Raw genomic sequence first — 18,329 nt, forward strand, 5'->3', positions numbered from 1 at the left:
GGGATAAAGTTGTCTTCATAGTATTGATTCAGGAAATCCACCAGCCATTCGCGAGGATCCTCAACCGCGTCGTTGGGATCAAAATGCGGAAGGTAGTGTGACCTTGTGCCAATCACCCTTCCGGCACGAACGTGAACCGTTTCAATAAGACATCCACGCTCATCCCCGAAGTAACCAACCGCATCCTGGTCTTTTTCGGTGGTGTCGTTGATCACGGCTTGTTTTTCTAAAATCGCTTTGATGGCTTGAACGGAGTCCCGCAAACGCGCTGCCACTTCAAACTTTTCTTCCTCCGCCGCCAGCATCATCTTTTCGGTGATGGACTTCACAACTTTGCGATTTTGTCCTTTCAAAAAGAGTTTGGCTCCTTCGACTTCTTCGCGATACTCATTTTGTGAAATGTAATTCACGCAAGGCGCCGTACACCGACCAATTTGATAGGTCATGCAAGGGCGTTTGCGGGTTTTAAACATCGCATCTGTACAATCACGGATTTTAAAAGTTCGATTTAAAAAGCGAATCGTCCCTTGCACCGCCAGTCCCGAAGTGTAAGGACCAAAATACAAGGAACCATCTTTTTTAACTTTTCTTGCCAAATATAAACGAGGGAATTCATCCCCCCAGCTAAAACGAATGTAGGGATACGCCTTATCGTCACGAAGTCGGATATTGTATTTGGGACGATGTTTTTTAATCAAAGAGGCTTCCAGCAAGAACGCCTCCACTTCGGTTTTGGTCAGAATGTATTCAACTTCATTGATATTCTGAACCAGCAAACGCGTCTTGGGAGAATGATCCTTGCTGTCGTTAAAATAGCTGCGCACTCGATTGCGAAGATTCTTGGCTTTCCCGATATAAATGATTTTATCCGTCTGACTTTTCATCAGATAGACCCCACTTTGCGTGGGGAACTCTTTCACCTTATCGCGAAGTTCCTCGAATCTACTTGAGGCCATCCTTGAGCACCTCCGCACTTTCGGACTCAACCTCACCACTGCGAATACCCAGTTCAGCAATCTGCAGACGTTTGATTTCATCACGGACCTTGGCGGCTTCCTCAAACTCCAAGTTGGCCGAGTGTTCTTTCATTTTTGCGCGAAGTTTTTCAATCTCTTGCTGCAACTTATCCGGCTGATGGGCAAATTTATTCATAATTGCCCCCGCCTTATTTTCACCCTGCAAAACTGTGCTTGCCAATGTGCCGTCAAAAACTTCGCCCAGGCCTTCTTTAATTCTTTTACGAATTGATTGAGGCGTAATACCGTGGGTTTCGTTGTATTCCTGTTGGATACGACGGCGACGTTCCGTTTCTCCAATGGCCTTGCGCATGCTTTCCGTGATTGTATCGCCATAAAGAATTACACGACCGTTGATATTTCTGGCAGCCCGTCCGATCGTCTGAATCAGGGACCGCTCTGAACGCAAGAAACCCTCTTTATCCGCATCCGTGATACCGACCAAACTGACCTCGGGAATATCCAAACCTTCTCGCAGAAGGTTGATCCCGACCAAAACGTCAAAAACTCCCAAACGAAGATCGCGCAGAATTTCGGTTCTTTCCACAGTTTGAATTTCACTGTGCAGGTACTTCACTTTGATACCAAGATTTTCATAATACTCGGTAAGATCTTCAGACGAACGTTTCGTCAGCGTGGTGATTAATACCCGCTCTTTACTTTTGATTCTTTCGCGAATTTCTTTGAGAAGATCATCAACCTGGTGTTTCACCGGGCGCACTTCCACAATGGGATCAATCAATCCCGTCGGACGAATGATCTGTTCGACGATAACACCTTCGGATTTTTGCAGTTCATAGTTCCCTGGAGTTGCCGAAACATAGACCACCTTATCCATCATACTTTCAAATTCTTGAAAATTCAGAGGTCGGTTGTCCAGAGCCGACGGCAGACGAAACCCGTGCTCCACCAAAGTGGACTTTCGCGCCCGATCTCCTCGGTACATGCCCCCAATCTGGGGAACGGTGACGTGGGATTCATCAATAAAGGTCACGAACTCTTTAGGGAAGTATTCTAAAAGAGTGGGAGGCGGCTCACCCGGTCCCCGCCCGGTCATGTGACGAGAGTAGTTTTCAATGCCTTGACAAAAACCCATCTGCTCCATCATCTCGATGTCGTAGTAGGTTCTTTGCTCCAAACGTTGCGCCTCTAAAAACTTCATTTCCTGATTGAGCACGACCAGGCGCTCTCGCAGCTCTTCCTGAATCGTCTTAATCGCACGATTAAGATTGTCTTCACTGGTGACGTGGTGACTTCCGGGGTAAATTCCGACTTGATCCAACTCTTCAAGAACCTGCCCGGTCAGAGGATCAATCCACGAAAGTCTTTCAATAAAATCACCAAAGAACTCAACTCGCACTGCGCGCTCTTCTTCATAGGGAGGAAAAATCTCGACATTGTCCCCGCGCACTCGCACGGTTCCCCGTGAAAAATCAACGTTGTTTCTTTGATATTGAATACGAATGAGTTCCCGTAAAAGATGATCCCGCTTCATCTCGGTATTAGAGATAATTTGAATCATCATCCCTTCATAGGCTTCAGGTGAGCCCAAACCGTAGATGCAGGAGACCGAACTCACAATGATCACATCACGACGATCAAACAACGAACGCGTCGCTGAGTGGCGCATGCGATCAATCTGTTCGTTGATGGCGGAGTCTTTTTCAATATAGGTGTCGGTCGAAGGGATATAAGCTTCGGGCTGATAGTAATCGTAGTAGCTGACAAAGTACTCAACGGCATTGTGCGGAAAGAGTTCTTTAAATTCAGCATAAAGTTGCGCTGCTAACGTTTTATTTGGAGCCAGCACCAAGGCCGGCTGGTTGAGTTTGGCAATCGTGTGTGCCATCGAGAACGTCTTTCCCGACCCCGTGACCCCGAGCAAAGTCTGATGTTTCAAACCCGCCTCAAAATTTTCAAGCATCTGCTGAATCGCTCGCGGCTGATCCCCAGAAGGCTTAAACTCCGACACCAATTGAAAGTTCTTTTTAAACGAAGACCCCATCCCTCCAACTCTACCACGCCCCCCAAAAAGGTGCCTGGTGTTTTTTTCAGTCTACAATGCGTTATCGAGGTCCAGAAGGTCCAATTTTGCACAGTGACATCAAAGCCGCTTGCGTCCCAACCCGGTCCATCCGAAAGTTTCTGAATGAAATTATTAAAGCGCGGCCTTCCTGGTCTTATTCTTTTTTTGGGGCTTATTTCCTTTGGTGTTTATCTATTTTTAAAAACCACTTTAGCGCCCTTGGATGGACAGATTCAGATTCAAAATCTTTCACATCCCGTGACGATCACCCGCGATACCTTTGGGATTCCTCATATTCAGGCCGACAACAAGACCGACGCTCTCAGAGCCTTGGGATTTGTGATGGCCAGCGAGCGTCTTTTTCAAATGGAGTTGTCACGTCGAATGACCCAAGGAAACTTGAGTGAGGTTTTTGGCGAGGCCGCCCTCAAAAGTGATAAACTTTATCGCAGTCTGATGCTGAAAAGATCCATGGAGCGCATGCTGGAACTGGAAAAACGCGAGGGACGCTTCGATAACAAACTCTGGGCCGAGATGGAGGCTTATTTCGATGGCGTCAATCAGTACATAGAGACTCGCCCTCTCCCTTATGAGTTGCAAATTCTAAGAATAAAACCTCGCCCCTTCACTCCGCTTGACGCTTTTATTATGACCGGCCACATGGCCTATAGTTTTGGAATTGCACTCAAAGCCGATCCCTTGATGACTGAGCTTGCCAAGAAATTCCCTCGGGAGCAATTTCAGACATTGAGAAATGACCCCCTCACTGCCCCACTAAAAACCGCCGAGAATCATTTCTTTAAACCCTTTGAGCTTTTCACCGAAGGCCTTTTCTCTGCCTCCTTCGACGGCAGCAATGCCTGGCTGGTGGCCCCCCAGAGATCACAATCTGGCAAAAGCCTTTTTGCCAATGATCCGCACATTGGTTTTTCCTCCCCTTCCGTTTGGGTCGAGGCCCATATTCAAACTCCCGACTTTGAACTCTATGGCCATTACCTGCCACTCGTCCCCTTTGCGATCCTTGGTCACAACCGTCACCACGCCTGGGGCTTCACGATGTCTTTAGCTGACGACATGGATCTTTATCGCGAAACGCTGGATCGAGAACAAAAGACCGCTCTTTTTCAAAACAAACCCCTACCTTATCAAGAGTGGACAGAAACAATAAAGATCAAGGGCCAACCCGATCTGAATCTCGCCATGATTGAAACATCGCACGGGCCCTTGATGGATGAAGTCCTTAGTGACAAAGGTTTATCTCTCAAGTGGGCCTATCATCGCCCGTTAAATAATCCCATGAAATCCCTGCGCGAGATGGCCGAGGCTCACACACTAAAGGATTTTGAAAATGCTCTTCAGCATGCCACGGCCCCCGGGCTCAATGTGATGTATGCCGATGCCGAAAATATCGCTTGGTGGATTTTCGGGGATATCGCCGTGAAAAAGAATCCGAACTCAGACATGATCCTCGATGGAGCCTCCGGCGTTGACGAGTATCAAAAAGTCCTTCCCTGGGAGGAAAAGCCTCACTTGGTCAACCCTCCTCAAGGGTTTATCGTGACCGCCAATTCAAGACCTGCAGGACTCTCTTGGGGAATTCGCGGAGATTGGCAGGCCGACGACCGCCACCAAACCATCACCAAGGCGCTGTCAGAAAAAGATCTCTGGAGTGCTGAAGATTTTAAAGTTTTGCAAACTGAAAACTACAATTCTCAAAACAAACTCCTCCTGGAAAAACTCCTTGAGAATCTTGAGCTTGGCGCGAGTGATTCGCAAACTTATTCAAAACAACTTGAGTCCTTAAAAGCGTGGAATCTTCGTTCCGACAGCTCCTCCCTTGAGGCCGCTTTGTTTCATCAGTGGAACAACGAAAATATCCTTTTACTTCTAAGCGATTGGGAGGATGAAAAACGTCAGGCCTATCTGAACACTCCTTACGCCTGGTCTTTTTATAAAAAGGTCCTTTTAGATCCGCAATCGCAATGGGAAAAGGGAAAAGATCTTTCGCAACTTCTCACTCAAGGCTTCCTTTCGGCTGCAAAAAAAACAAAAGACAATCCGACCTGGGGAAGTCTGCACACGGTTGAGTACACTCACCCCTTGGGACGAAGTTTCCCTCTGAATCTTATTTTCAACCTAGGCCCCTACCCCATGCCGGGAGCTTATAATGAAATCAATAACAACAAAATGCGCGCCCTGGGGGGCGACTTCAAAGTGATCGCGGGCCCCTCCACTCGTCGAATCATCGATTTTGCGAACCCGCAAAAAAGTTGGGGCATCAATCCCATTGGAATATCAGGCCATCTTTTGTCGCCTTTTTATAAAGACCAAGTGCCGATGTTCTTAGAGGGCAAATACCGTCCGCAACTGATGGATGAAAAGGATATTGCGGCGACAAAAACTCACGAACTGAAGCTAATTCCCCCTGCCATGTAGAAGAGCAGATAAGAACCTTGTATCCTCACAGGTCCTGCGCAGAACCGCTTTCAAATGGAGCACTTTATGCCATCCTTCCTCTTAATACGGAGGATGAATCATGAAGTATGCCGTTGGTCTCTTAATATTTCTTTGTGTCACCCAAGGCTTGGCTTATCCCGGCGTCGGAGACAAAGTCCAGTGGACAGGAACCATCCGACTTCTTGATGGATCAAACACCCCTGTGCATATTTCCAAAGAAGTCAGCGCTTTCAATGCTCGAACTCATATGTGGACCATTAAACTTGAAACCACGTTAGGCGAAAAGAAGTCCTCTAAAGTGATGGAAGTCGCCGAACTTTACACACCAGAGAAATTCAAAACACTTATTGCGGGGTGCCTCTCTCAAGGGGGAGTCCTTGAGAAAATCACGGCCCCTGCGGGGACCTACGAAACCTGCAAGATCACGGAGACAACCCCGGAAGGACTTGTTGTCGAAAAATGGTGGGGGGATATTCCCTTTGGAGTGGTCAGCAAAAGCACCAAGGACTTCACAACCAAAGTGGATCTCAAAGATCTGGACTCTCTGCTGGCGGGTCTCTAAAGAGCCCTCGACTTCGCGAACTTGACTCACACTCTCAAAGCCCCTCCTTGGGATGACATGGAGCACTTAAATTGCGCCGCAAAGTATCAGGTATCATTAGACAATCCCAGACCTCCCCTGATACATTTGAGGGCTATGGAAACAGCAAATAATTTTCTCAAGCAGATCATCGAAAAGGATCTTGAATCCAAAAAACACACTTTCATTGTCACGAGATTTCCACCGGAGCCCAATGGATATCTTCACTTGGGTCACGCCAAGTCGATTTGTCTGAATTTTGGTTTAGCCCAAGAATACAAAGGTCGCTGCCATCTTCGCTTCGACGACACCAATCCCGAAACTGAAGACGTTGAGTACGTCGAGTCCATCAAAAACGACGTCAAGTGGTTGGGCTTTGACTGGAATGAGCATCTTTACTTTGCCTCAGACTACTTCCAACAACTTTATGACTGGGCCGTTTACTTGATCAAAGAAGGCAAAGCCTATGTCTGCAGTCTCAGCGAAGCCGAGCTGCGCGAATATCGCGGGAACTTCACAACCCCCGGCAAAGACAGTCCTTACAGAACCAGATCTGTGGAAGAAAACTTGAAACTCTTTGAGCAAATGAAAAATGGAGAGTTTGAAGAAGGCGCCCATGTTTTGCGCGCTAAGATCGACATGAAATCGCCGAATATGAACATGCGCGACCCCTTGCTTTATCGCATCCGTAAAGCGCATCACCATCGCACTGGTGACAAGTGGTGCATTTATCCTATGTACGACTATGCTCATCCTTTGTCCGATGCGATTGAGGGCATCACGCATTCCATTTGTACTTTGGAATTCCAAGATCACCGTCCCTTTTATGATTGGTGTATCGAAAATTGTCCAGTGACGGCTCATCCTCACCAGTATGAGTTTGCGCGCATGAACATGACCTATTTGGTTATGAGTAAGCGCAAACTTCTTCAGTTGGTAAAAGAAAAATACATGGATGGTTGGAGTGATCCACGAATGCCGACGATTTCAGGCATTCGCAGACGCGGTTATACTCCAGAGTCTATTCGCCTGTTCGCAGAGCGCATTGGCGTTGCCAAGGCTGAGTCTGTGATTGAGTATGACATCCTTGAATCCTGCGTTCGCGATGACCTCGATGCTCGCGCACATCGTGCGATGGCCGTTTTAGATCCCATTAAAGTAGTGATCGAAAATCTTCCGGCGGATTACAAGGAAGAACTAGAATCCTCCGTTCACCCTAAGAAGCCCGAATTGGGTAAAAGAAAATTCTACTTCACCAAAGAAGTGTATATTGAGTCCTCCGACTTCCAAGAAAATCCAGAGGCTGATTTCTTTAGATTGTCTCCCGGAAAAGAAGTACGACTTAGAAACGCCTATGTTATTAAATGCAACGAAGTCATCAAGGATTCTTCAGGGAAAGTTACAGAACTTCACTGTACGTACCTTCCCGAAACCAAAGGTGGAAAACCGACTTCGGATGGTCGAAAAATCAAAGGCATCATTCACTGGGTTTCAGCTTCCGAGTGCGTTGAAGCGGAAGTTCGTGTTTACGGTCGCCTGTTCTCTGTATCAGATCCAGAGAACACTCCAGAGGGCAAAGACTTTAAATCCAATCTCAATCCAGATTCTTTGAAAGTCGTAAAAAACGCAAAACTGGAAGTGGGATTGAAAGAGGCTTCTCTTGAACACAGATACCAATTTGAACGCGTGGGTTACTTCTGCTTAGACAGTCAAGACTCCAAACCCGGAGCCTTGGTGTTTAATATGACGGTCGGCCTGGCATCAGGGCATTAATCCATCGATAACAAATCAAAAAAGGTCCTCACCCCGAGGACCTTTTTGTTATTCTCGCCGGTTCACAAAGACTAATTGATTCTCATCAAGTCTTTAGCAACAACGCCTAATTTTAAATCATGAACCGCCTGGAGCGCCTCTTGTTCTGAAGAGAACGTTCGGTCTTTCAACGATTGCAAAACCTGCTCCGTCTCTTCTGCATACTCTTGAATCTCCACGTCTGTGTAACCAAGCTGTCGCAAAGATTCAACATCGACAGTCACGTCCTGCGAGTTTTCACTCAACAATAAAAGGGGAAATCCTATAATGATCCCCGCATAACCAAGTACATTATACTTTTCAGGCCGGGCCAGTTCACCAAACCCCTTTCGGGTCATGAGAAATACATAGTTTGTAGGCTGCTGGTCCGTCGAAACAGACGCCAGCGTCATCCAAACGGTAAACGGCAACGTAATGACGTCAAAAGCATGGGCGCTTCTGACTGAAAACGTAAGCAGACTCGCAACAAGAAGAGTTAGCATGTTTTTTTGAAATCCCTTTTTCATAAAAGCTCCTGTTAAATCAATATTTAATTTATTCGTTTCAGCATCATATTACGAGCACTCTCATTTAAGGATAAATCATCTGCCTATCCGGCGGCAGACTCTCTTCAAGCCAATATCGAGCAAGGGAGGTCACCTCTTTTTTATACAACCAAGAACCCAGAGTAGACCGCTTCGAAAGATCAATCTTCACTCCCTGTTTCGACAATGCATGAAGCAAGATATCAACACTTGAGAATAGCTCTCCAGACTGATGAGAGTTATAAAAATCTTTCCCATAATTTAATCCACACACACTCAGTCTGAATTTTTTAAGTTGCCCATTGTTCAAGCGCGAAGACAGTGATTCAAAATATCTCTTGGTTAAAACAATCTTTCTTCCATTGTCTTGAACCAGTATCGGCGCGCTGTACTGACTGATCCCATCAGCAAGGACTCCGTGAGAAACCCATACAACTTCGTCATATTCATCGCGCGTCAGACATCTCTCCACATCTTCCAACTGAGCCCGTCGAAACACATCAATTTGAGGTTCATACTGAAAAACAAGATTCACGAGTCGATCATACTGAGAGTCCTTTTCAAAAAAAGACAGTACACAAGTTCTCGCCTCAACCCTAGAGGTCATAACAACTATTGAAGCGACAGATAAAATGAATTTAAACACCGAGTGCCACATAAACTAGTTAATTCTCATCAAGTCTTTAGCAACAACGCCTAGCTTTAAACCATGAACGGCCTGGAGAGCTTCCTGTTCTGAAGAGAAGGTTCTTCCTTTCAACGTTTGCAAAACCTGCTCCGTCTCTTCTGCATACTCTTGAATCTCCACGTCTGTGTAACCAAGCTGTCGCAAAGATTCTGCATCAACGGTGACCTTCTGTGAATTCTCGTTCAACAATAAAAGAGGAAGTCCAATAACGAGCCCAACAAAAAGAAGTCCATCAATCTTTTTGAGCCCGGTAAGATCCTCCAGCCCCATTCGGGTCATAGCAAAGAAATACACTTTAGGCTTAGAGTCCGACTGAATAGATTCAAGTGTTAGAACAAGGGCCATCGGCGACATAACGATATCAAACGCATGGGCGCTTCTAACTGAAAACGTAAACAGACTGGCAACAAGAAGACTTAGCACAGCCTTTTGAAATCCCTTTTTCATTATTAACCTCCAGAAAAGTAATACTTTATAACTTTTCCGGCAGACTAGCGGGACTCCATGTGCCTGTAAAGGAGGCATTTTAATTGAGAGACTTCTCCCTATTAAACAGAGGCTAAATAACCATAATGATTATACAAAGAGAACTTAGTAGATTTTACTTACTCATCAGCATCATCTCAAACCCGCGCATTACAAACCTCAAGATGACGCTGTTGTAACGATTAAATGAATTGAATCTCCGTTACTTCGTCACTTCCCAGAAACTGCCTTCGGGAGTGTCACTCACAGAGATCCCCATGGCGGTTAACTTCCCACGAAGCTCATCTGATTTCGCAAAGTCCTTTGCTTCACGAGCTTTCGCTCGCTCTGCCACCAAAGCATCCACTTGTGGACGTTCAATGTTCATCTTTCTTAAAAGCATATCGTCCAGTTTCACCAAAAATTCATGAGCCGGTTCCTGGAATAGACTTAAAAGTCCGCCGAATTTTCTGACGAAATTCACAAAGGCCAGGGCCTTGCCTTGCACAGCAGGATTGGATTTAAGACCACGGCGCACTTGATTGTTAAACTGGCGAACCACCTCAAACATGGCCGCAAAGGCTTCCGGAGTTCCAAAATCATCATTCAACGCGGCTTCAATCTTCACCCAAGCCTCTTTGGTGATTTTCTCAAAACCAGGATCTACCGCTGTCACTTCAGGTGACAGATAGCTTTCCGCCAAAGACAACGCCGAATAAACTCGAGCCAGGCCCGCGACTGCCCTGTCAATGGCAGCATCACTAAAATCACTCATGGAACGATAGTGAACAGACAAGATCATCCACTTGTAGATCTCGGCGTTGTATGTCTCCATGAACTCGCGCATGGTGACGACGTTACCTAAAGACTTGGACATTTTCTGTCCACCGAAATTAAGCATATTGTTATGCATCCAGTATTTCACAAAGTGTTTCCCCGTGCAGCCTTCACTTTGCGCAATCTCGTTTTCATGGTGCGGGAAGATCAAATCCATACCACCACCGTGAATATCAATCTGCTCACCAAAGATTTTCTTAATCATAGCTGAACACTCAATATGCCATCCCGGACGCCCCGGTCCCCAGGGCGACGGCCATGAAACTTCTCCGGGTTTTGCCGCTTTCCACAATGCAAAATCCAAAGGACTGCGTTTCTTTTCATCCACATCCACGCGAGCCCCGGCTTGCAACTCATCGGTGTTGCGACCACTGAGTTTGCCGTACCCTTGAAAAGACTCAATCGAGTACATAACGTCGCCTTGAGTTTCATAGGCTTTCTTATTTTCAATCAAGGTCTGCACCATCGAACGAATTTCATCCATATGCTCGGTGACCTTGGGATTGTGATCGTGAGGTCTTAGCCCCAAAGAAGCGAAGTCTTTCTTATATTCGGTGATATACATTTCCGAAAGATCATGAGGAGCAACCCCCATGTCGGCGGCGCGATTGATGATTTTATCATCCACGTCCGTGAAGTTTAGAGCATAAGTCACCTTATACCCCTGATTCTCAAGCCAGTTGCGCACAAGATTAAAGAACACAACCCCACGAAAGTTTCCCACATGAAGGAAGTTGTAAACGGTGGGACCGCACACATACATCTTCACCTGACCCGGGGTCAGAGGAATAAATTCTTCAAGCTGCTTAGACTGGGAGCTGTAAATCTTTTGAGACATGTATCACCTTATGTTGCCGCCAAAGCTTGTTCCGCTCTGGCAATCAAAGAGTCTTTTTTAAGAAGTGGCACCAGGATTTTTAATTCCGCCCCATGAGGCTTGCCAATGACAGCCACTCGAATCGGCATAAAAAGATGTTTCCCTTTGGCGCCCGTCTGATTTTTCACTTCATCTTGAAGCTTCAAAAACTCATCTTCAGTCATGTACTCCGATGGGAACGCTTTCACCAGATCTCTCCACGCAGTCAAAACTGCCTTGGTCGGCTCCCATTTCAAAGTTTCTTCAGCCTCTGGCAAAATCACATAGGATTTATCATTCAACGGTCTGTAGAGTTCAATCGCATCCGCGAAGGTTTCCATGTAGTTCTTAAATAACGCCACAGATTTTTCCTGCCATACCGGGTCCGTGGGTAACTCCATCTGCTCGCGCGCCAAGAAAGGCTGAATATGATTCCAGATTTCCATATTCGGAAGCGCCCGCAAATGCATCGAATTCATCCACTTAAATTTCACACGGTCAAAGATCGCTCCTGACGGATTCAAGCGAGAGACATCAAAAGCCTGAATCATATCTTCCACCGTCATGATCTCTTTCCCTTCTGGATGAGACCAGCCAAGAAGAGCAATAAAATTCAATACTGCAGAATTTAGATAGCCTTCTTCTTTGAGCTGACCACAAGCCACAGCGCCTTTACGCTTAGAAAGTTTTTGGCGGTCCTCATCCAAAATCAAAGCCATGTGGCCAAACTCAGGAGTTTGCCAGCCCATCGCCTCATAGATCATCATCTGTCTTAAGGTGTTAGGAAGATGCTCTTCCGCGCGAAGCACGTGGGTGATCTTCATCATATGATCGTCGATCACGCAGCAGAAGTTATACACCGGCATTCCGTCAGAACGCAGAAGTACAAAATCCCCCACCATATCCGATGGGAACTTCACCTCACCGCGCACGATATCAGTGAAAACATAGTCTTTTGCTAAACCCTTGGTTTTAAAGCGCACCACACCTTTATGGCCGGCTTTGATATGCTCTAAAGATTTCGCTAAAGGCCACTCCTGATAAGGAGAGTTCACATGCGGAGGTTGACCGGCAGCCTTGGCCGCTTCTCTTTGTTGCTCTAACTCTTCATCCGTCAAAAAGCAGTAATACGCTTTGCCACTTTGAAGAAGTTTATCTGCAATCTCTTTGTAAATCGGAAGACGTTCACTTTGACGATAGGGACCATAGGGGCCCACATCTTTGAGAGTCACAGGGTCCACCCCCTCATCCCAAAGAAGATTCAACCACACCAAATCATCCACCACTCCGCGCAGAGATTCTTCGGTGGAGCGAGCTTCATCGGTGTCTTCGATACGCAGAATGAATTCCCCTTTGTTCTTTTTCGCAAAGAGATAGTTATAAAGAGCTGTTCTAGCTCCGCCGACATGCAAATAGCCCGTCGGAGACGGTGCAAAACGAACGCGAACATGAGGGGAAATTTTTGAGGTCATGTGAGATACTCCAACTACCCAAGCGCAAATAAAAAAGGCCTGGTTTAGAAAAACCAAGCCTTGAATTTATTACGTTTTTTGACTGGCGTCTAGGGCTCGTGCTTAACCCGTAATCCCAAAAATCGCTTTTACTTCTTCTTCTTTGAAGAGCTCTTCTTGGCTGGTCGCCAAAGTGAGTTCTTTTAAAAGAAGGCTGCGAGCAGAATCAAGCATTTTACGCTCTCCGAAAGACAGCTCTTTGTCTGCTTTCAAAAGGAATAAATCGCGTAAAACTTCAGCAATTTCAAAAACCGAACCCGTTTTGATCTTTTCCATGTACTCACGATAACGGCGGTTCCAAGTTTGATTGTCGATTTTGATGTCTTTTTCTTTAAGAATTCCAACAACCTTAGATGCTTCTGCTTTAGAGATGATGGGACGAAGCCCCGCAGATTTTACGTTTGTAGTCGGGATCATGATCTTTAGGCCCGTGTCTACCAACTGCATATTGTAAAATGTGGTCTTAGTACCCAACATTTCTTTGGTTTCAATAGAAACCACTTTTACAACGCCGTAGCCGGGATAAACTGCATTATCACCGATAGAGAACGTCAGCATCAAGAACCTCCCCCGAAAATTGGACAGAGTTACAACCTCGACAGTTCTATCAAATTTGACACGAGTTATCAAACCAGAGCGGTGTGTAAGGAAATATTTTCAGAGCCTCTCTCGAATGCAAAAAGCCTGAACAGAGTCAGGCTTTTTGCAAGTAATTTAGCTATGTTAGCTCAATTAACTAGAGCTCTTTTGCGGTATAAACAAGGGCGTAAGCTTGAGCCCCGCTTTTCGCCTGAGGGATCTTGTAACCCTTAACAGTCAATTTATAGGTTCCCGCAGGAAGACCCGACTTTTCGATCATCTCCAAGTTATTGATATGATCGTTCATGCTTAAAGTTTGCCCGTTAGGTAGAGTTAATACTAAATCCAAGTCATTCACCAAGGCCTGAGCCGCATTGGAAGAGCCCGGAGCATCTGTCCATACGAGGTTGGCGTAAAGACTGCCCGTCTTAGACAAAGTAAACTCATAAGAAACCTCCGCTCCTTGAGCCACCCCTTGGCGGTTATCAACAAGCTTTGTTTGGGATCCTAGGTTTACGATATTTGAAACATCCACACGCCCATACCCCTCATCTGAGTTGGGACGACGAGTAAGGATCTCTTGCCCACGAGCGGCACCGATCTCACCGAATTGGCCTGGATACATATCCACCGCTGTGTGAATCATCGTCGCTTTCATCAAAGCGGCAGACGGGTTTTGAATTCCCAATTTTTCTACAAGAATCTGACGAGCCACAGCCACAGCCCCTGCTGTCAGAGGAGTCGCCATTGAAGTACCACCAGACCAAACATAGTCTTTATTATAAGCGCCCCACAAATCAGATGCGTCTTTGGTTTGTGATTTTACGCTCAAGATATTTGTTCCTGGAGCCACGATATCAGGCTTCACGCGACCATCTTGTGTCGGTCCACGCGAAGAGAACATCGCAATACCATTTTCATTGTTAGAAATATAGTCGCTGTAGATAGGTTCCGTCGGCCACTCATCTTTAGCGGCTCTCAACTTGCTGATAGGAACCTGGATACCACCGGTAGAAACTTTGTTCTCAGAGGCACCGACAGTCAGAACGTTTTTAGCCGTTCCAGGGGACGCCATCGAGTTCGCATCAATACGACCGTCTTTGTTCTTATCAGAACCGCTGTTACCTGCGGCAAAAAGAACCAACATATCAGGATTTGCGTAAAGCCATTCATCCACTTGAACAGCGAAGTTATCGTAAGCACCAAAAGTACGAGCTCCACCCCAAGAGTTTGTGTGAATACGCGCGCCATCAGCATAAGCTTTTGCGAAAAGATCGCCCAATTTCGAAGGAACACTGAGGTTCTTCATCATTGGAGACCACATTCCCTCAGCCACCATTTTCGCCTCATAAGCGCCGCCCTTCAAAAGGCCCTTAGACGCTGTTCCTCGGCCCATCACAGAACCCGCTACGTGAGTTCCGTGTCCCATCGGATCATCCCAAGTTTTTGACCACAATCCAAAAGGGTAACCCGAAAGAATGCCACCAGCGAAATCCTGGTGAATCGAGTTCACGTCACCTGAATCCAAGCCCGTGTCGGCCATAGAAACCGTTTGCCCACGTCCGGTGTAACCCAAAGCCCAAGCCGCATCAAATTTCATCACGCGTGTTCCGGGCTCATCACCGGTCAAATCAGAATAGTCCCCTGCTGCCGATGCCTTCACGTCACCCGCGACATTTTCATCCATCAAGAAATGGAAGGATTCAATCTCTGGAGTCGGCTGAACGTGTTCAACCCCCGTCAAACCGGCCACCTGAGACACCACACCGCGAGGAACTAAAGCCATGATGGACTTTCCATCAACAACTTGAAGTTCTACTTGAGGGTTTAGTTTTGCAATTTTATTGGCAATAGCTTCCGTTTCTGAAGCTTTAAAGGTCTTTACCAAAACACTTTCAACAGAATCTTTATTGAAAACACTCGCGACAGAAAAGTGAGTGCTCACTTTGTATGAAGGAGAATATTTAACGATCGCCTGAACTCCCGAGTGAGAATTCTTAAAGCTCAACAAGCCAGCGTAAGTCCCACGCACAACCAAAGCGTCATCAGGAAGATACCCAAAAACCTCAAATTGAGATTTCATTTGAGCCTTGTCTTGCTCCGTGATCGCTTTCTTGAATTGTACGATGTACTCAGTCGCCTGAGCCTCCATCATCCAAGAAGCTGCATAGTTGTTTGTGATTTTATTTGTGTCGATAGCCCCGGCGTTCAACTTAAGAACTGTTCCTGCCTGAGCCACACTGACAGACAATGCCGCCATAGTCGTGATGCTTTTCACAAGACGAATCATCATTTACCCCCTCTACAGGAGAAAATCAGATCACGACCGAAGTCGGGTATCAATCAGGAATGTTTATTATGCCGCACTGAGCGAAAGCTCTAGGGCGTCCTAGAGCTGATGAGCCATCACAGCCAAAGAAAGATTCCCGGCGGTTTTACCTTTGGAGTTCGTGCCAAACTCCATTTCTTGGTTCTCAGGGGCAAAAATCTGTGCGCGTTCGGTGATTTTAGACTGCCCCCGCACCCGTCTTGTCACTTGAACATCCATAAAAAGACCGTCTTTTTTATTTACCTGAGATTTTTTTGAGTAAACCTCCACCAAGGTTTCCGTTTGTCCGTCATCAGAGAACTGACTGATAAAACTCTTTTTCCCTGATTTTGCCACGGTATTGATGGAAATCGGCGACTGCCCTTTGATGCCAACACGCATGTTTACTTGATAGTGGGGCGCTGCCCCCGCTGAAATAGATACGAAAATTGATGCTATAACACTGCTGAGAATTCTTTTTTTCATCGAACACATCCTTGTGATCTCTGCTAACAGGATGACAAAGATATTTTTAGGACGCAACAGAAAATCTTCTTAAGCGATTCCTGCCAAAGCCGCAGGCCCATGTTCACGCAAAAGCTCTTCACGAAGTCCCTTATGATCGGCAAAAGCAAGTTTGGGATCTTTTCGCAAAACCTCAAACGCCGCCTCCCGAGCTTGCTGCAAAACTTGCATGTCACGCACCAGATTCGCAAGCTTAAATCCCGAGAGACCTGACTGACGAGTTCCCATGAATTCTCCGGGACCACGCATTTCAAGGTCAAATTCGGCGATTTTAAATCCGTCAGAGGTTTTCTCCATCATCTCGGTTCGCTGACGTCCCTCTTCGGAGACCGCATAACCCATGATCAGAACGCAAAAACTCTTATATTCCCCCCGTCCAACCCGTCCACGGAGCTGATGAAGCTGAGAAAGACCAAACCGTTCGGCATGTTCAATGATCATGATGTTGGCGTTGGGCACGTCCACGCCCACTTCTATCACGGTCGTTGATACCAGCACTTGAATCTCATGACGACGGAACTGCTCCATCACCTGCTCTTTTTCATCCGGCTTCATCTTCCCGTGCAACAAGCCGAATTTAACTTGAGGGAACTGCTCTTTAAGCTTTTCATACTCTGAAACAGCATCCTTTAAATCAATCTTTTCACTTTCTTCCACCAACGGGTAAACGATATAAGCCTGACGCCCTTTTTGAAGTTGTTCGAGCATGAACTGCAGGGCCTGAGGACGTTTACTTTCATACGTCACGCGAGTCTGAATCGGACTGCGACCAGCCGGCATCTCGTCAATAATAGAAACGTCCAAATCCCCATAAACGGTCATCGCCAAGGTTCGTGGAATAGGGGTTGCGGTCATGACCAAAAAGTGGGGGGAGTTTCCCTTATTTTTAAGAACCCCTCTTTGCTCCACACCAAAACGATGCTGTTCATCAATGATAACAAGGCCCAAGTTTGCAAACTGCACTTCATCTTCAATCAACGCGTGGGTTCCGATAATCAAATCCACCTCCCCCGCCTGAAGAGAAGCCAGAACCTGTCGGCGCTCTGCCGCTTTGGTTTTTCCAACCAACAACGCCAAACGAAGCCCCAAGGGCTCCAAAATCTTCTTGGCATTTTTGAAGTGCTGTTCGGCAAGAATTTCTGTCGGCGCCATCAGGCAGGATTGGTAACCACTTTCAGCGGCGTAAATCGCCGCCATAAAACTCACCAACGTCTTCCCACTTCCCACGTCCCCCTGAACCATGCGATGCATGGGGTGAGGCTTTTCAAGATCTGCCTTAATCTCACTGAAAACTCTTTTTTGAGCGCCGGTCATCTCAAACGGCAACGCCTGCAGCAAACCTCTAAGTTTTTCACCCTTATTTTGAATCTGCGGGGCCCCTTCTTTTTGGAATCCTGTTTTGCGCGAGGCCAGATAAAGTTCTAACCAAAAAAACTCATCAAAAATAATTCTGCGTTGAGCGGCACTTTTAAACTCCGCATACTCCCCGGCTTTATTGGGATCAGGAAAATGAATTTCTTTAAGAGCGTCCTTGCGAGGTTTCAACTGATACTTTTCCAAAATCCACTTTGGCAAAGCTTCTGGAGGCCATTCTTCAATTTGCGCAAAAGCCTGACGAACGAGCTTCATGATTTTGGCCGTGGCAAGCCCCTCAATTTCCGTGTACAGAGGGATCAACGCATCTTGGGTTTCTTCATCCGGCTCGATATCCCGAATGTCGGGGTGATGAAACTCAATTCGCCCGCGATACTCGATCACCTTCCCGACCACACGCACTTCCGTAAAAGGTTTGAAGCGTTCAAAATACCCTTTGTACGGGACGCGGAAGTACTTGCAATGAATCTGTCCCGAGGAATCGCGCACCACCACATCGTACATTTTGCGAGAAGATCGCCCCATATTGATACTATGAACAGCCACCACCTGCGCTTTAATACTGACGATATCATTCACTTTGAGACTGGAAATGTTACGAGCGGCCCTTTGATCCTCGTAGGCTCGAGGATAGAACTCAAAGAGATCTCCCAAAGTCTTTAATCCCTTCCGCGAGAAGAGATCGCCAAGCTTGGGACCAACCCCTTTAAGGTACTGAATGGAGGTGTCTAGACGAAGGGCCATGGTCTTCGATTATTCAGGATTTTGTTT

Annotated in this window: 14 protein-coding genes; 3 read left to right on the forward strand and 11 right to left on the reverse strand. The window is 46.5% G+C overall.

The window, feature by feature from the left end; translation table 11 throughout:
• Positions 1–956: excinuclease ABC subunit UvrC (uvrC, locus tag ACM64D_RS14380; protein WP_415063923.1), on the reverse strand; the 956-nt coding region annotated here is incomplete at its 3' end.
• Positions 943–3,021, reverse strand: a complete 2,079-nt coding sequence (gene uvrB, locus ACM64D_RS14385) for an excinuclease ABC subunit UvrB (RefSeq protein WP_415063924.1) — start codon at positions 3,019–3,021, stop codon at positions 943–945. The genes uvrC and uvrB, both read right to left, overlap by 14 nt.
• A 144-nt stretch (positions 3,022–3,165) precedes the next feature.
• Between uvrB and ACM64D_RS14390 the strand changes: the two genes are divergently transcribed.
• The 3 genes from ACM64D_RS14390 to ACM64D_RS14400 all read left to right on the forward strand — a co-directional run bounded on the left by ACM64D_RS14390 (position 3,166) and on the right by ACM64D_RS14400 (position 7,852).
• A complete protein-coding gene (locus ACM64D_RS14390) occupies positions 3,166–5,478 on the forward strand; it encodes a penicillin acylase family protein (protein ID WP_415063925.1) in 2,313 nt (770 codons plus the stop codon).
• 100 nt (positions 5,479–5,578) lie between these two features.
• Positions 5,579–6,061 carry a hypothetical protein gene (locus ACM64D_RS14395; protein WP_415063926.1) on the forward strand — a complete coding sequence of 161 codons (483 nt, stop codon included), beginning with the start codon at positions 5,579–5,581 and terminating at the stop codon, positions 6,059–6,061.
• Between the two features lie 135 nt (positions 6,062–6,196).
• The gene (locus ACM64D_RS14400) at positions 6,197–7,852 is read left to right on the forward strand and encodes a glutamine--tRNA ligase/YqeY domain fusion protein (protein WP_415063927.1); all 1,656 of its coding nucleotides are present in this window, start codon (positions 6,197–6,199) and stop codon (positions 7,850–7,852) included.
• A 71-nt stretch (positions 7,853–7,923) separates the two neighbouring features.
• Here ACM64D_RS14400 and ACM64D_RS14405 read toward each other — a convergent pair whose 3' ends face one another.
• The 9 genes from ACM64D_RS14405 to recG all read right to left on the reverse strand — a co-directional run bounded on the left by ACM64D_RS14405 (position 7,924) and on the right by recG (position 18,302).
• Positions 7,924–8,397 carry a hypothetical protein gene (locus tag ACM64D_RS14405; RefSeq protein WP_415063928.1) on the reverse strand — a complete coding sequence of 158 codons (474 nt, stop codon included), beginning with the start codon at positions 8,395–8,397 and terminating at the stop codon, positions 7,924–7,926.
• Positions 8,398–8,461: 64 nt separating this feature from the next.
• A complete protein-coding gene (locus ACM64D_RS14410) occupies positions 8,462–8,950 on the reverse strand; it encodes a hypothetical protein (RefSeq protein ID WP_415063929.1) in 489 nt (162 codons plus the stop codon).
• Positions 8,951–9,076: 126 nt separating this feature from the next.
• The gene (locus ACM64D_RS14415) at positions 9,077–9,550 is read right to left on the reverse strand and encodes a hypothetical protein (protein ID WP_415063930.1); all 474 of its coding nucleotides are present in this window, start codon (positions 9,548–9,550) and stop codon (positions 9,077–9,079) included.
• 241 nt (positions 9,551–9,791) lie between these two features.
• Entirely contained in the window at positions 9,792–11,243 is a 1,452-nt protein-coding gene (gene cysS, locus ACM64D_RS14420; protein WP_415063931.1) for a cysteine--tRNA ligase, read from the reverse strand.
• A gap of 8 nt (positions 11,244–11,251) precedes the next feature.
• A complete protein-coding gene (gltX, locus tag ACM64D_RS14425) occupies positions 11,252–12,733 on the reverse strand; it encodes a glutamate--tRNA ligase (protein WP_415063932.1) in 1,482 nt (493 codons plus the stop codon).
• Between the two features lie 102 nt (positions 12,734–12,835).
• On the reverse strand, positions 12,836–13,330 hold the full coding sequence (locus ACM64D_RS14430; RefSeq protein ID WP_415063933.1) for a CarD family transcriptional regulator: 495 nt from the start codon (positions 13,328–13,330) through the stop codon (positions 12,836–12,838).
• Positions 13,331–13,508: 178 nt separating this feature from the next.
• Entirely contained in the window at positions 13,509–15,644 is a 2,136-nt protein-coding gene (locus ACM64D_RS14435; RefSeq protein WP_415063934.1) for a S8 family serine peptidase, read from the reverse strand.
• Between the two features lie 96 nt (positions 15,645–15,740).
• On the reverse strand, positions 15,741–16,145 hold the full coding sequence (locus ACM64D_RS14440) for a hypothetical protein (RefSeq protein WP_415063935.1): 405 nt from the start codon (positions 16,143–16,145) through the stop codon (positions 15,741–15,743).
• A 69-nt stretch (positions 16,146–16,214) separates the two neighbouring features.
• Entirely contained in the window at positions 16,215–18,302 is a 2,088-nt protein-coding gene (gene recG / locus ACM64D_RS14445; protein ID WP_415063936.1) for an ATP-dependent DNA helicase RecG, read from the reverse strand.
• Between the last annotated feature and the right edge of the window lie 27 nt (positions 18,303–18,329).

The sequence above is a fragment of the Bdellovibrio sp. genome (genome assembly GCF_047637665.1).
Taxonomy (GTDB): Bacteria; Bdellovibrionota; Bdellovibrionia; order Bdellovibrionales; family Bdellovibrionaceae; genus Bdellovibrio.